This is a genomic window from Mycolicibacterium palauense (assembly GCF_002592005.1).
In the GTDB taxonomy this organism is placed as follows: Bacteria; Actinomycetota; Actinomycetes; order Mycobacteriales; family Mycobacteriaceae; genus Mycobacterium; species Mycobacterium palauense.
The window spans coordinates 46,676-59,734 of record NZ_NVQF01000034.1 but is presented as its reverse complement, the minus strand read 5'-3'; the positions used below and the strand labels follow the sequence as shown (position 1 = coordinate 59,734).

Here is a 13,059-nt window from a genome sequence, read left to right as displayed (position 1 = left end):
ACCGAGCCAGACCCCTGGGCCCCACCCCCCAAGCGCTGTGCGGCCCCGCCCGGAAGGAGAGCCGGCGGGGCCGCACAGGTACCCGGCTGGCCGGGTCCGCGCATTTTGCCGCCCAACCGAGCTATCGTGGCCTCACGCGCCCAGAAACACGGTGGTCAACCCGGATGAAGTCGTCGAATACCTCCAGCCGCCCGGTCTCGTCCCGGGTTCTGCTCGCCGTGCGGGAACGCTTCCTGGCCGGTGAGGTCGACGCCTCCGCACTGGACGCCGATCAGATCCGTCCCGTGGTGGCCGAGAGTTGGCGGCGCAGCCTGGCCCGCGGCGTGGACCCCGAGCGCGGCGGTGCGGCCACCCCGACGACCGTGGGTGTCGCCCGGATGCGCGAGGCGCACCCGTTGGCGCCGGCGCTGCCCGTCATCCGCAGGCTGTTGGTCAACGACGCGATGGACACCGGCGTGGTGGTGGCGGTGACCGGCGCCGACGGCACCCTGCTGTGGGTTGAGGGCGACCCGGCGGCGTGCCGGCGGGCGGAGTCGATGAACTTCGTTCCGGGGGCGGACTGGAGCGAGCACGGCGCCGGCACGAACGCACCCGGCACGGCGCTGGCGCTGGACACCGAACTCCAGATCCGGGGCTCGGAGCATTTCTCCCGCATCGTGACGCCGTGGAGTTGCACCGCGGCTCCGGTGCATGACCCGCACAGCGGTGCGCTGCTGGGGGCGATCGACCTCACCGGCGGCCCGGAGGTGGCCGCATCGCAGACCCTGGCCCTGGTCCGGGCCACCGCCGTGGCCGTCGAGAACCACCTGGCCCTGCTGCGCCTCAACGGCGCGGACACCGAGCCGGTCGCGCGCAAACCACACCTGGTGGTGCTCGGCGGCGACCGGCCGCGCTGGGTCACCACCGACGACTACGGACACCTGCGGGCGGCCACGCTGACCGGCCGGCACGCCGACATCCTGGTGCTGCTGTCGCGGCACGACGAAGGGCTGTCGGCCGACCATCTGGCGGTGCTGCTCGACGACAAGGACCTCGACGTCGTCACGGTGCGGGCCGAGATGTCCCGGCTGCGCAAGGTCATCGGCGCGGACTGCCTGGGCTCGCGGCCCTACCGCCTGCTGTGCCCGATCACCAGCGACCTCGCCGAGGTGACCGAGGCGCTGTCGGCCGGTGATGTCGAGGCGGCGCTGGGGCGATATCAGGGCCCGCTGTTGCCGCAGTCGGTGTCGCCGGCCATCGGCCGGCTGCGCACCGAGTTGACCGCCACCCTGCGCGGGGCGGTGCTGGCCGAGGCCGCGCGCGGGCGCCCGGAGGTGCTGCGCCGCTGGCTGGAGTCCCCGGAGGGCCGCGACGACCGCGAGGGGTGGGCGGCCCTGCGGGACAGCGCGGCGGTGGACCCGGTGAGCCGGGCGGTGGCCCGCGGCCGCCTCGCCGGAATCGACTTCGAGCTCGGCTGAACCCGGCGCGGCCCCGGTCCGGCGCCCGCGGCAGCCGGTCTTCGCCCCGCGGTCCCGATGCAACCGTGCTGCAACCGTCGCGCGACTAACGTGCGTGACGCACGACACATTCGTCGCGAGAACGCACGTGTCACCGCGCAGGTAGGGCACGTGCCACCACGGAGGTAGGAGAGGTCCCATGACTGTGTACGCCCGCCCGGGCACCGAGGGCTCGGTGATGTCCTTCGAGTCCCGCTACGACAACTACATCGGCGGCCAGTGGGTGCCGCCGGTCGCGGGTCGCTACTTCGAGAACCCCACGCCGATCACCGGCGAGACGTTCTGCGAGGTCGCCCGCTCCGACGAGAGCGATATCGACAAGGCCCTGGACGCCGCCCACGCCGCCGCCCCGGCCTGGGGCAAGACCACCGCGGCCGAGCGGTCACTGATCCTCAACCGGATCGCCGACCGCATCGAGGAGAACCTGGAATCCATCGCCGTCGCCGAGAGCTGGGACAACGGCAAACCGGTGCGGGAGACGCTGAACGCCGACATCCCGCTGGCCGTCGACCACTTCCGCTACTACGCCGGAGCCATCCGCGCCCAGGAGGGGTCGCTCTCGGAGATCGACCACGAAACCATCGCCTACCACTTCCACGAGCCCCTGGGCGTGGTCGGCCAGATCATCCCGTGGAACTTCCCGATCCTGATGGCGGTCTGGAAGCTGGCCCCGGCGCTGGCCGCCGGCAACGCGGTGGTGCTCAAGCCGGCCGAACAGACACCGGCCTCGGTGCTGTACCTGATGAGCCTGATCGGTGACCTGCTGCCCGCGGGCGTGATCAACGTGGTCAACGGGTTCGGGGTGGAGGCGGGCAAGCCGCTGGCCTCCAGCAACCGGATCGCCAAGATCGCCTTCACCGGGGAGACCACCACCGGCCGGCTGATCATGCAGTACGCCAGCCAGAACCTGATCCCGGTCACCCTGGAGCTGGGCGGCAAGAGCCCCAACATCTTCTTCAACGACGTGATGGCGACGGCCGACGACTACCAGGACAAGGCGCTGGAGGGCTTCACGATGTTCGCCCTCAATCAGGGCGAGGTGTGCACCTGCCCGTCGCGCTCGCTCATCCAGGCCGACATCTTCGACGAGTTCCTGGCGCTGGCGGCGATCCGCACCAAGGCCGTGCGGCAGGGCGATCCGCTGGACACCGAGACGATGATCGGCGCCCAGGCCTCCAACGACCAGCTGGAGAAGATCCTGTCCTACATCGAGATCGGCAAGAGCGAGGGAGCCACCGTCGTCACCGGCGGCGAGCGCGCCGAGCTCGGCGGCGACCTCAACGGCGGCTACTACGTGGCGCCCACGGTGTTCACCGGCCACAACAAGATGCGTGTCTTCCAGGAGGAGATCTTCGGCCCGGTGGTGGCGGTGACCTCGTTCAGCGACTACGACGAGGCCATCTCGATCGCCAACGACACCCTCTACGGTCTGGGCGCTGGCGTGTGGAGCCGCGACGGCAACACCGCCTACCGCGCCGGGCGTGACATCAAGGCCGGCCGGGTGTGGACCAACTGCTACCACCAGTACCCGGCGCACGCGGCGTTCGGCGGGTACAAGCAGTCCGGTATCGGCCGCGAGAACCACCTGATGATGCTCGACCACTACCAGCAGACGAAGAACCTGCTGGTGTCCTACAGCAGCAAGGCGCAGGGCTTCTTCTGATCGAGTTCTGATCGGGCCCCGATCGAGCCCCGGATAGGGTCCGGCCGGCCCGTCACACGGTGACGGGCCGGCCGGTTCGGGGTTTGCGGAACGGACGACGCCGCTGGATGGCCCCGCCTGCGCATCGGGGAGGGATGCGCCGGCGCCGGCCGTTCTCAGCTGTGCTCAGTCGTTCAAGGCCGCGGCGCCGGCCTCGGCAACCGCGACGTCCTGGGCGACGCTGCCGGCGCTGACACCGATCGCGCCGACCGCGACACCGTCGATCTCCAGCGGCAGCCCGCCGCCGAAGATCACCAGTCCGCCCGAGAGTTGTTCGAGCCCGTACAGTTCGGCGCCCGGCTGCACCAGTTCGGTGAGCGCGGCGGTGGGAGCGTTCATCAGGATCGACGTCCTGGCCTTACGCGTCGAGATGTCGATACTGGCCTTGATCGCCCCGTCCATCCGGGCGAAGGAGATCAGGTGGCCGCCGTCGTCGACGACGGCGATGTTCATCGGCTGACCGATCTCGTGTGCTTTGGCGATTGCGGCCTGGACGACGGCTTGTGCTTTCGTCAGCGGCAGGGCGGTCATTGGCCAACCTTTCAAATAAGTCGTGCTGCAGTTGTTTTGGACGGAATGTCAGCACTTTCATGGTATTCCGCCGAAGCGGCGGGGATGCCGAATTCCCGGCTCCCGCCGCATTCCGGTCAGCAACCTAGCCGAAAGCCCAGTGCTTCGGACAGTTGGCGGTTGGGACATCGCCGACAGCAGTCATTTTCGACCGAACCTTCGCAAAGACTGAACGCGCACCCCCGGTGCACTCCGGCTCCTCTGCATGCCGGGAGTATCCGCGATCAAGGGCCTTCAGGAAGGTTGGGCATTGTCGAACTTCGACATATTCATCTGGGAGCTTCTCGGCACGGGTGTCCTCGTGCTGATCGGCAATGGTTCCGTGGCAGCAGTCGTGTTGAAGAACTCGTACTCGCACGGCGGCGGTGGTGACTGGCTGGTCATCGTATTGGGCTGGGGCTTCGGCGTATTCACCGGCGCGAGCATCGCCAGCCCGTCCGGCGCGCACATCAACCCGGCCGTCACGCTGGCCGTGGCCATCTCCGGCGGTATCCCGTGGAGCAGCGTCCCGTTCTACATGGCAGGCCAACTGCTCGGGGGGATCGCCGGTGCGGCACTGTGCTGGGCCGCGTTCAAGCTGCAGTACGACCACAACGACGACAACTCCGGAACACGGGCGATCTTCTGCACGGCGCCGGCCATCCGCGGCACGGGCTGGAACTTCGTCACCGAGGTCATCGCGACGTTCGTGCTGATCCTGTGGATCTTCACCACTCCGGAAGTCAACAACACCCTGGGGTACGCGGCGGTCACCTTCGTCGTCATGGCCATCGGTTTCGGTCTGGGCGGACCGACCGGATACGCGATCAACCCGGCCCGTGACCTGGGTCCACGTATCGCCTACACGCTGTTGCCGATCAAGGGCAAGGGCAGCCCGCTGTGGTCGTATTCGTGGGTCCCCGTGTTCGGGCCGTTCGTCGGGGCCTCCCTGGCGGCGCTGCTGGCCGGGGCGCTGACCTGATGGGCCGGCCCGGGAGCGCCGAGAGCCCTTATCGGGCCGGCACTCCGGCCGTTCGCGCGGCCTCTGGGGCGTCGACCGGAAGCCCCGGCACGAAGCCGGCGACGGCGCCGATGACCGTCGTGGCGGGCGGGCCGATCCGCGCGGAACGCGCCGACTCGGCGATGGTGCCCAGCGTTGCCCGCACATGTCTCTGGCTGGGCAGGCACCCGTCGGCGATCACCGCGGCCGGTGTGTCGGGCGCCATGCCCGCATCGGTCAGGGCGGCGGCGATCGCGTCGAGGTTGGCCACCGCCATCATCAACACGATGGTGGTGTTCGTCCGGGCCAGCGCGGCGTAGTCGATGGTGGAATCGCGATGTCCCGGAGGCACGTGACCGGAGACCACCGTGAATCCCTGGGTCAGGCCACGGTGGGTCACCGGTATCAGGGCCGCCGCCGGTGCGGCGATCGACGCGCTGACACCGGGAATCACGTCGACGGGCACTCCCGCGCGCAGGCAGTGGTCGAGTTCCTCCCCGCCCCTGCCGAAGACGAAGCCGTCCCCACCCTTGAACCGGACCACGGTGCAGCCCGCGAGAGCGTGTTCGACGAGCAGTCTGTTGATGGTGTCCTGGTCGATGCGGCGTCCACCGGGGATCTTGGAGGCGTCGATGATCCGTGCCCGCGGCGCGACGGCGGCCAGCGCACCGACCGGGGCCAGCCGGTCGGTGACGATGACGTCCGCACCGGCCAGCGCATCACGCCCCGCCACGGTCAGCAGATCCGGGTCGCCGGGCCCGCCGCCGACCAGAATAACCCTGCCGGTCAACGGATTACGCGGCTTCGGCGCGGCTGGCCGGGGGGTGGTGATGCAGATGCGGTGCCGTTGTTCGGCCAGGCACTGGACCCGCCGGTCTGCGGCGGGATCGCCGGTGTAGGCGAATACGATCTCGGCCGAGTCGATGTCGTCGTCGGTGAGTTCGCGGCGGTGCAGCGTCAGCAGGGCGCGGTCGGCGAGGTCCTCCTGATAGGGACTCGGGTCGGGACTGGCGATGGTCACCAGGGCGCCCGCCCCCAGCAGCTCGGCCGTGGCGGCGAGCGCCGGGGCCGACGAACCCGCCACGGCAACGCGCCGGCGCGCGACGGGGAGCTCGACGGTGATGGCTGTGTCCGTCTTGGGGGTCGTCTCGGGGTTCATCTCGGTTCCCGTCCGGCTTCGCGATCCATGCGTGGGGTGCGGCGAGGTCAACGACCGCCGGCCTTCCGGCCACGCAGCGCGGTCGATACCAGAGCGGCCCGCTTGTGGACGCCGAACTTGCTCATGATGTTGTGCAGGTGGAACTTGACGGTGGCCTCGCTGATGAACAGGCTCCGGGCGATGGTGCGGTTGTCCAGGCCGTCGGTGACGAGGTCGAGCACCTCGTGTTCGCGGCGCGTCAACGTCGGTACGCCGATGTCGGCCGTTTTCCCGACCGGTGATCGCAGCTGCGTGATGACGGCGTTCGCGCACGACGTATCCAGCGCGTTGTGCCCGGCTGCCACCCGCATCAGTGTGGAGAGCAGATCCGCGGAGGTCGACCGTCGGTCGATCAGTCCGTCGGCGCCCGCGCGGATCAGCTCGAGCGGATCGGTCTGGGTGTCGTCGGTGTCGATCACGACGATCACCTTGGGCCGCGTGTGCAGCCGGTCGAGCAGGGTCGGCAGTTCCACGTCGCGGTCGGCGCCGAGCACCAGCAGGTCGGGCCGGACACTCCGCAGCTGGGCCACCAGGTCGGGGCCGGGCCGCATGCTTCCGACGAGCTGCACACCCTGGGTGCGCGAGATCACGTGCAGAAGTCCGTGGTGCAGCAGTTCGTCGCTGGTCACGACGGCGGTGCGCGTCCTGCGGGTACCGTCGAAACCCTTTCGGGGAGAAGAGAGTTGCTGGCGGTGCGCGCGCGGGGGGCGGGCAGTGAGACCGGTTGGTGCCGCGTAATCACCTGGGGACAAGCTCATGGGGGACTCCAGTCCGGTTGGTCGGCGGGCCCGAATGCTAATGAGGCCTTCGTTGCATCGACGTTGCAATGAGACGAAGTCTGCGCCGCCGCCCTCAGTGTGATCGATGTGACCGATCGGAGGCCTGCAGCACGCAGTCGCCGCACAGTCCGCCACCCGGGGCCAGATAGAACAGGCAGCAGGATCTGCGGGTGAAGGTGCCCTCGCCGACGGCAGCGGTTCCGGTGAGAGGGCCCGTGTCGGCCATCGCCCGCACCAGCTGCCGGCCGGCCGGGATCAGGGTGGGGTCGGTCATTCCCGCCACCGTGACCGCGCCATGGGCGGCCGAGATCGTGTTTCCCCACATCACCGTGGGCGACAACGACACCGCCGAGTGCAGGCTCTCGACGATCGCGGCCATCGCGCCCTCCAGAAAGGTGTCCCGGATCGTCCCGGCGGCACCGGCGGCGTCCTCGGCTCGCCGCCACCGCAGTCCCGTGGCGGCGAACCGCACCGAATGGCCGGCAGAACTCCATCGCAGCGATCCCGGTGTCAGCAACGGCGCGTTGCGGGTCGTCAGGACCGACCCGATCAGCGGCGAGACGAGACGGGCCGCCATCGCCAGCTGCAGCGAGGATGCGGCCACCCGCTCCGGTACGTCGTCGACCTCGGCGCCGGAGGACACGGCGATCGCCCGCCGGGTGGCGGTCACCAACCCGGTCAGGGTCGTCGCGTCGAGCAGCTCCTCGAAGCGCAGCCAGTCCGGCCCGGCAGCGGGGAGGGCTTCGGGGAGGGCTTCGGGAAGAGAGAAGTACTCGCCGAGGCGAGCCACTCGGGGCGGGACGGCAAGGTGCCGCTCCGCTGCCGGCTCGTGCTGTCGGTCGTCCATCGGCCGCCCACGCTAGTGCCCGCGGCGGCGCCGCTCGCGGCGCTGTGCAAACATCCGGCCATTTCCCCGCCGAACGGTCGGTGCGACGGGGCCGCGCGACGGGGGTGAACGGGCCGGACCCCGCACGGTGGCGGCATTGCAGCATGTCAGGAGGCTTTACCGGGGGCGCGGCGGTGGGCCCGGCAAGGCCGGTCGTGGACTGCAACGTCCGTGCAACGTGACGCTAGCCACACTGGAACCAAGGGCTCGACAAGTCCTGACCACCGGGCGGCGGCCGCCGCCCCGTATTCCTGGAGAAGTGCATGACGGAACCCAACCTCGACCCCGCGGTGGACTATCCGTTGAGCGTGAACCGCAGGGACCTGCTCGTCACGCCAACCGGCAAGCCGATCGACGCGATCACCATGTCCGCCGTCATGGCGGGTGACATCGAAGCCGCGGATCTGCGCATCACCCCCGAGACCCTGCGGCTGCAGGCGCAGATCTCGGAGAAGGTCGGCCGCAGGGCGCTCGGGGCGAACCTGCGCCGGGCGGCCGAGATGACGGCGCTGTCCGACGAGCGTGTCCTGGCGATCTACAACGCCCTGCGCCCGAACGCATCGACCAGAGCGGAGCTGGAGTCCATCGCCGAGGAGCTGTCCTCCACGTATCGCGCCGAGCTGCTCGCCGAACTGGTGCGTGAGGCCGCTGAGGTCTACGAGCGCCGCGACATCCTGGCCACGAGCGAAAGCGAATAGGAGACACACATGACTGCCTCTGCGGTCCCCCAGGGAGCGTCCGTCGACGGTGTGCGGCACTCCCTTCGCACCGAAGCCCTGGAGAGTCGGCCGGTCAATCTCGACGGATTCGTCGAGGAGTGGCCCGAGGTCGGCATGGTCGCGATGGACAGCCCCTTCGACCCGTCGCCCAGCGTGCGGGTGGAGAACGGGGTCGTCGTCGAGATGGACGGCGTCGCACGCGCCGACTTCGACTTCATCGACCAGTTCATCGCCGACAACGCCATCGACATCGAGACCACCGAGGCGTCGATGGCGATCCCGGCCGTCGAGATCGCCCGAATGCTGGTCGACCCCAACACCTCACGCAGCGAGGTCATCTCCGTCACCACCGGGCTGACGCCGGCCAAACTGCTCGAGGTCGCCAAGACGATGAACATCGTCGAGATCATGATGGCCATGCAGAAGATGCGGGCCCGCCGGACCCCGGCCAACCAGGCGCACTGCACCAGCGCCCGCGACAACCCGCTCCAGGTGGTCTGCGAAGCCGCCGAGGCCTCGATCCGAGGGTTCTCCGAGGTGGAGACCACCCTCGGGGTGGTGCGGTATGCGCCGCTGGTGGCGATGGCACTGCAGATCGGGAGCCAGGTGGGCGAGGGCGTGGCGCTGACGCAGTGCGCCCTGGAGGAGGCCACCGAGCTCGAACTCGGCATGCGCGGGATCACCGCCTACGCCGAGACCATCTCGGTGTACGGCACCGAGCCGGTCTTCGTCGACGGCGACGACACTCCCTGGTCGAAGGCGTTCCTGGCGGCGGCCTACGCCTCGCGCGGGATCAAGATGCGGTTCACCTCGGGCACGGGCTCGGAGGTGCAGATGGGCAACGCCCAGGGCAAGTCGATGCTCTACCTGGAGATCCGCTGCATCCTGGTGACCAAGGGCGCCGGTGTGCAGGGCCTGCAGAACGGTTCGATCTCCTGCATCGGGGTCCCGGGAGCGGTCCCCGCCGGTATCCGGGCGGTGGCGGCCGAGAACATGATCGCTTCGGCGGTCGACCTGGAATGCGCCTCGGGTAATGACCAGTCGTTCTCGCACTCGCCGATGCGGCGCACCGCCCGGCTGATGCCGCAGATGATGCCCGGGACCGACTTCGTGTGTTCGGGATACTCGGCCACCCCCAACTACGACAACATGTTCGCCGGATCCAACGTCGACAGCGACGACTTCGACGACTTCAACACCATTCAGCGCGACCTGCAGGTCGACGGCGGGCTTCGGCACGTGAAGGAGTCCGACATCCTCGCGGTCCGCACGCGGGCGGCCAAGGCCCTGCAGGCGGTGTTCGACTACCTGGATCTGGCGTCGATCTCCGACGCCGAGATCGATGCCGCCGTGTACGCCAACGGATCTGCGGACCTGCTGCCGCGCGACGTGCTGGAGGATCTCAAGTCCGCCCAGCAGGTCATGGACCGCGGAATCACCGGCCTGGACCTGGTGAAGGCGCTGGAGTCGACGGGGTTCTCCGATGTCGCGTCGAATCTGCTGGCGGTGCTGCGGCAGCGGGTGTCCGGTGACCTGCTGCAGACCTCGGCGATCATGACCAACGATCTTGAGCCGCTGTCGGCGGTCAACGACGCCAACGACTACCAGGGTCCCAGCACCGGCTACCGCCCCTCGGGCGCGCGTTGGGAAGAGATGAAGAAGCTACGACACGTGACCAGCGCGTCGAACCCCGAGAGGGAGGTCCAGTGACGGTGACGAGCACGACCAGTGACGCGCAGCGGATGTTGACGCTCACCGAGATCGGTCAGGCCGAACGCGGCTCCCGTTCCGACGAGGTGGTGGTGGCGGTATCCCCGGCGTTCGCCGGCTTCTTCACCCAGACCATCGTGAACATCCCGCACTCCGAGGTGATCCGACAGATCCTGGCCGGCATCGAGGAGCAGGAGGTCACCGCGCGGCTGATCCGGGTGCGGCACAGCTCCGATCTCGCCGTGGTGGCCCACACCGGGGCCAGATTGTCGGGCTCGGGCATCGGCATCGGACTGCTGTCCCGCGGGACGTCGATGATCCACCAACGCGATCTGCCCCGGCTGTCGAGCCTCGAGCTGTTCCCGCAGAGCCCGCTGCTCACGCTGGAGACCTACCGCAACATCGGTGCCAACGCCGCGCAGTACGCCAAGGGCGAATCGCCGCAGCCGGTTCCCACGCTCAACGACCAGATGGCCCGTCCCCGATGGCAGGCCAAGGCCGCACTGCTGCATCTGAAGGAGACCGAGCAGATCAGCAAGGCCGCGCGACCGGTCGAGGTGCAGGCGGAGTTCTCCACCGCCGCGCTGGGCTGACGGAGGCCGGTGTGGCCGAACTGATGGTCGTGGGTGTCGACATCGGCAACTCCACGACCGAAGCCAGCCTCGCCCACGTCGGCCCGCAGGCCGGGATCGACTATCGGGGCGGTGCCCTGACCCGCACGACGGGAATCAAGGGCACCGTCAAGAACGTCGACGGTGCGGTCAAGGCGGTGACCTGGGCCGCGGAGAGCGCCGGGATCGGGCTGGACCGGGTCGACGTGGTGCTGCTCAACGAGGCGACGCCGGTCATCAGCGGTCTGGCGATGGAGACCATCACCGAGACCATCATCACCGAGTCCACCATGATCGGACACGACCCGAGGACACCGGGTGGGCGAGGTCTCGGGGTCGGCACCATCGTCGACTTCGAGGCCGTGGCCGCCCAGCCGCCGGGCGTACCGGTGATCGCGCTGGTCCCCGCCGGTGTCGACTTCGACGTGACCGCGTCCCGACTGAACAGCGCGGTGGAGCGGGGCGTCGAGGTCGTCGCGGCGATCCTCGGCAACGACGACGCGGTGCTGGTGGCCAACCGGCTGTCGACGCCCGTGCCGATCATCGACGAGGTGTCCCGGGTCGACGCCGTGCCGGTGGGGATGCTGGCCGCCGTCGAGGTCGCCGGTCCCGGCCAGTCGATCCGCACGCTGTCCAACGCCTACGGTCTGGCGACGATCTTCGGGCTGGATGCCGATCAGACCAGGATGGTGTCCCCGGTTGCCCGGGCGCTCACCGGGAACCGATCCGCGGTGGTGGTGCGGACACCGGCGGGCGATGTCGAGGACCGGGCGATCCCGGCGGGCAGCCTCGAGTTGATCGGGGCCAGTCGGTCCGTGTCCGTCGACGTCTCGCGGGGCGCGGCCGAGATCATGGCCGCCGTGGAGCGAGTCGGTCCGCTGGCCGATGTGTCGGGCGAATCCGGCACCAACACCGGCGGGATGATCGCCAACGTCCGACAGAGCATGGCCGACCTGACCCGCCACGAGCTGCGCGACGTCAGGATCAAGGACCTGCTCGCGATCGACACGCTGGTGCCGCAGGAGGTCCGCGGCGGGGTGGCCGGTGAGGTCGCGCTGGAGAATGCCGTCGCGCTGGCGGCGATGGTGCGCACCAGGGAAAGCGGTATGCAGGCCGTCGCCGACGCCATCGCCGAACGGCTTCGGGCCGCCGGCGCCGGCCGGATCAGCGTCCTGGTGGGGGGAGTGGAGGCCGAGATGGCCGTTCTCGGTGCCCTGACCACGCCGGGCACCGACAAGCCCATGGTGGTGCTGGACATGGGTGGGGGCTCCACCGACGCCGCGGTGATCGGAGCGGCCGGCGATGTCGAGGCGGTCCACCTGGCCGGCGCGGGGGACCTGGTCACCAAGCTGATCGACGCCGAACTCGGCCTGGACAACCTCGAGCTGGCCGAGGACATCAAGCGGTGGCCGGCGGGAAAGGCGGAGAGCTTCTTCCACGTCCGGATGGAGAACGGTACCGCACAGTTCTTCGAAAAGCCCTTGCCGCCAACGGCGTTCGCGCGGGTGGTGACCCTGACGGATCAGGGGATGCACCCCATTCCCACCCGGCACTCCCTGGAGCGGATCCGGCAGGTGCGTCGCAGCTCCAAGGAACGGGTGTTCGTCGTCAATGCGCTGCGCGCGCTGCGCAGCATCGCGCCGGGTGGTGATCTGCGGCAGATCGGATTCGTGGTGCTGCTCGGTGGGTGCGCGCTCGACTTCGAGATCCCCGAACTCATCGCCGACGCACTGGCCCCGTACGGGATCGTCTGCGGCACCGGAAACGTCCGCGGCACCGAGGGCCCCCGCAACGCCGTCGCGTCCGGTCTCGTCGCGTCGTATGCGGCCAGCCGTTCGGACGCACCGCCCGGTGGGCTGACCGTCGATGCTTGAGGGCGGGCAGCCGGAGAAACCGGCGATCTACGTGCTCAGCGCCTCCCCGGGGCCCGTGGAACGGGAGGTGCTCGCCGGAATCGAGGAGGAGTGCGTCCCCTACGTGCTGAGCCGTCTCGTCGACATCGTCTTCCCCGAGGCCGGCGCGGACCTGCTCGCGCGGGAGGCCGCGCGGTTGTCGTCACTGGATGTGGGGGTGGGTATCGATCTCCACGACCGGGTGTCGGTCCGGCACGAACTGCTCAGTGGTGCTATTCGGGACCCGATGCAGGACCCGATGCAGGGCCTGGCCTGTGACGGCGCGGCCGACAGATCCGCCGCGCGCGACGCCGGCCACAACGCGGCCCGGCTCGTCGTCGGGGTCCCGCTACGGCTTCGGGGCCTTCGGGGTCTTGAGGGTCTTGAGGGTCTTGAGGGCCTTGCGGGTCTTGAGGGTCTTGAGGGCCCGCGGTCGGGGCCTCCGGCCGGCGCCCGACGCCCGCCACCGCAGGGGTCCGTTCACAGGAAATTGGGTTAACCTCGTGGATCGGACAGT

Annotated in this window: 12 protein-coding genes; 8 read left to right on the top strand and 4 right to left on the bottom strand. The window is 69.4% G+C overall.

Translation table 11 applies throughout. The features are described from left to right. Positions 1–164 precede the first annotated feature (164 nt). Complete coding sequence (locus CSR00_RS15320) at positions 165–1,457, top strand: sigma-54-dependent transcriptional regulator family protein (protein WP_099023269.1); 1,293 nt, start codon at positions 165–167, stop codon at positions 1,455–1,457. Positions 1,458–1,635: 178 nt separating this feature from the next. Further along, complete coding sequence (gene exaC / locus CSR00_RS15315) at positions 1,636–3,159, top strand: acetaldehyde dehydrogenase ExaC (RefSeq protein ID WP_099023268.1); 1,524 nt, start codon at positions 1,636–1,638, stop codon at positions 3,157–3,159. Positions 3,160–3,324: 165 nt separating this feature from the next. On the opposite strand, the gene CSR00_RS15310 is transcribed toward exaC, so the two are convergent. Further along, positions 3,325–3,729 (bottom strand): GlcG/HbpS family heme-binding protein, encoded by a 405-nt coding sequence (locus tag CSR00_RS15310; protein WP_099023267.1) that lies wholly within the window; start codon positions 3,727–3,729, stop codon positions 3,325–3,327. A gap of 289 nt (positions 3,730–4,018) precedes the next feature. On the opposite strand from CSR00_RS15310, the gene CSR00_RS15305 reads away from it, so the two are divergent. Then, entirely contained in the window at positions 4,019–4,729 is a 711-nt protein-coding gene (locus tag CSR00_RS15305) for an MIP/aquaporin family protein (protein ID WP_099023266.1), read from the top strand. A gap of 28 nt (positions 4,730–4,757) precedes the next feature. Here the strand turns inward: CSR00_RS15305 and cobA are convergent, their stop codons facing one another. The 3 genes from cobA to CSR00_RS15290 all read right to left on the bottom strand — a co-directional run bounded on the left by cobA (position 4,758) and on the right by CSR00_RS15290 (position 7,571). Beyond that, the gene (gene cobA / locus CSR00_RS15300) at positions 4,758–5,906 is read right to left on the bottom strand and encodes a uroporphyrinogen-III C-methyltransferase (protein ID WP_099023265.1); all 1,149 of its coding nucleotides are present in this window, start codon (positions 5,904–5,906) and stop codon (positions 4,758–4,760) included. A 47-nt stretch (positions 5,907–5,953) separates the two neighbouring features. After that, the gene (locus CSR00_RS15295) at positions 5,954–6,574 is read right to left on the bottom strand and encodes a LuxR C-terminal-related transcriptional regulator (protein ID WP_176562075.1); all 621 of its coding nucleotides are present in this window, start codon (positions 6,572–6,574) and stop codon (positions 5,954–5,956) included. 223 nt (positions 6,575–6,797) lie between these two features. Next, positions 6,798–7,571 carry a (2Fe-2S)-binding protein gene (locus CSR00_RS15290; RefSeq protein ID WP_141564367.1) on the bottom strand — a complete coding sequence of 258 codons (774 nt, stop codon included), beginning with the start codon at positions 7,569–7,571 and terminating at the stop codon, positions 6,798–6,800. Positions 7,572–7,873: 302 nt separating this feature from the next. On the opposite strand from CSR00_RS15290, the gene CSR00_RS15285 reads away from it, so the two are divergent. The 5 genes from CSR00_RS15285 to CSR00_RS15265 are packed head-to-tail and all read left to right on the top strand — an operon-like array spanning position 7,874 to position 13,041. Then, positions 7,874–8,308, top strand: a complete 435-nt coding sequence (locus tag CSR00_RS15285) for a diol dehydratase small subunit (protein ID WP_099023262.1) — start codon at positions 7,874–7,876, stop codon at positions 8,306–8,308. A gap of 9 nt (positions 8,309–8,317) precedes the next feature. Beyond that, entirely contained in the window at positions 8,318–10,039 is a 1,722-nt protein-coding gene (locus tag CSR00_RS15280; RefSeq protein WP_099023261.1) for a propanediol/glycerol family dehydratase large subunit, read from the top strand. After that, positions 10,036–10,632, top strand: a complete 597-nt coding sequence (locus CSR00_RS15275; protein ID WP_099023260.1) for a propanediol/glycerol family dehydratase medium subunit — start codon at positions 10,036–10,038, stop codon at positions 10,630–10,632. The genes CSR00_RS15280 and CSR00_RS15275 overlap by 4 nt, the downstream gene beginning before the upstream one ends. 11 nt (positions 10,633–10,643) lie before the next feature. Beyond that, positions 10,644–12,524: a diol dehydratase reactivase subunit alpha gene (locus CSR00_RS15270; RefSeq protein ID WP_245906057.1), complete on the top strand. Its 1,881-nt coding sequence runs from the start codon at positions 10,644–10,646 to the stop codon at positions 12,522–12,524. After that, on the top strand, positions 12,517–13,041 hold the full coding sequence (locus CSR00_RS15265; RefSeq protein ID WP_099023259.1) for a glycerol dehydratase reactivase beta/small subunit family protein: 525 nt from the start codon (positions 12,517–12,519) through the stop codon (positions 13,039–13,041). The genes CSR00_RS15270 and CSR00_RS15265 overlap by 8 nt, the downstream gene beginning before the upstream one ends. Positions 13,042–13,059: the final 18 nt, after the last annotated feature.

Coding starts and splice junctions, on each gene's coding strand:
- CSR00_RS15320 (WP_099023269.1), top strand. CDS start 165: ATGAAGTCGTCGAATACCTCCAGCCGCCCGGTCTCGTCCCGGGTTCTG.
- exaC (WP_099023268.1), top strand. CDS start 1,636: ATGACTGTGTACGCCCGCCCGGGCACCGAGGGCTCGGTGATGTCCTTC.
- CSR00_RS15310 (WP_099023267.1), bottom strand. CDS start 3,729: ATGACCGCCCTGCCGCTGACGAAAGCACAAGCCGTCGTCCAGGCCGCA.
- cobA (WP_099023265.1), bottom strand. CDS start 5,906: ATGAACCCCGAGACGACCCCCAAGACGGACACAGCCATCACCGTCGAG.
- CSR00_RS15290 (WP_141564367.1), bottom strand. CDS start 7,571: ATGGACGACCGACAGCACGAGCCGGCAGCGGAGCGGCACCTTGCCGTC.
- CSR00_RS15285 (WP_099023262.1), top strand. CDS start 7,874: ATGACGGAACCCAACCTCGACCCCGCGGTGGACTATCCGTTGAGCGTG.
- CSR00_RS15280 (WP_099023261.1), top strand. CDS start 8,318: ATGACTGCCTCTGCGGTCCCCCAGGGAGCGTCCGTCGACGGTGTGCGG.
- CSR00_RS15265 (WP_099023259.1), top strand. CDS start 12,517: ATGCTTGAGGGCGGGCAGCCGGAGAAACCGGCGATCTACGTGCTCAGC.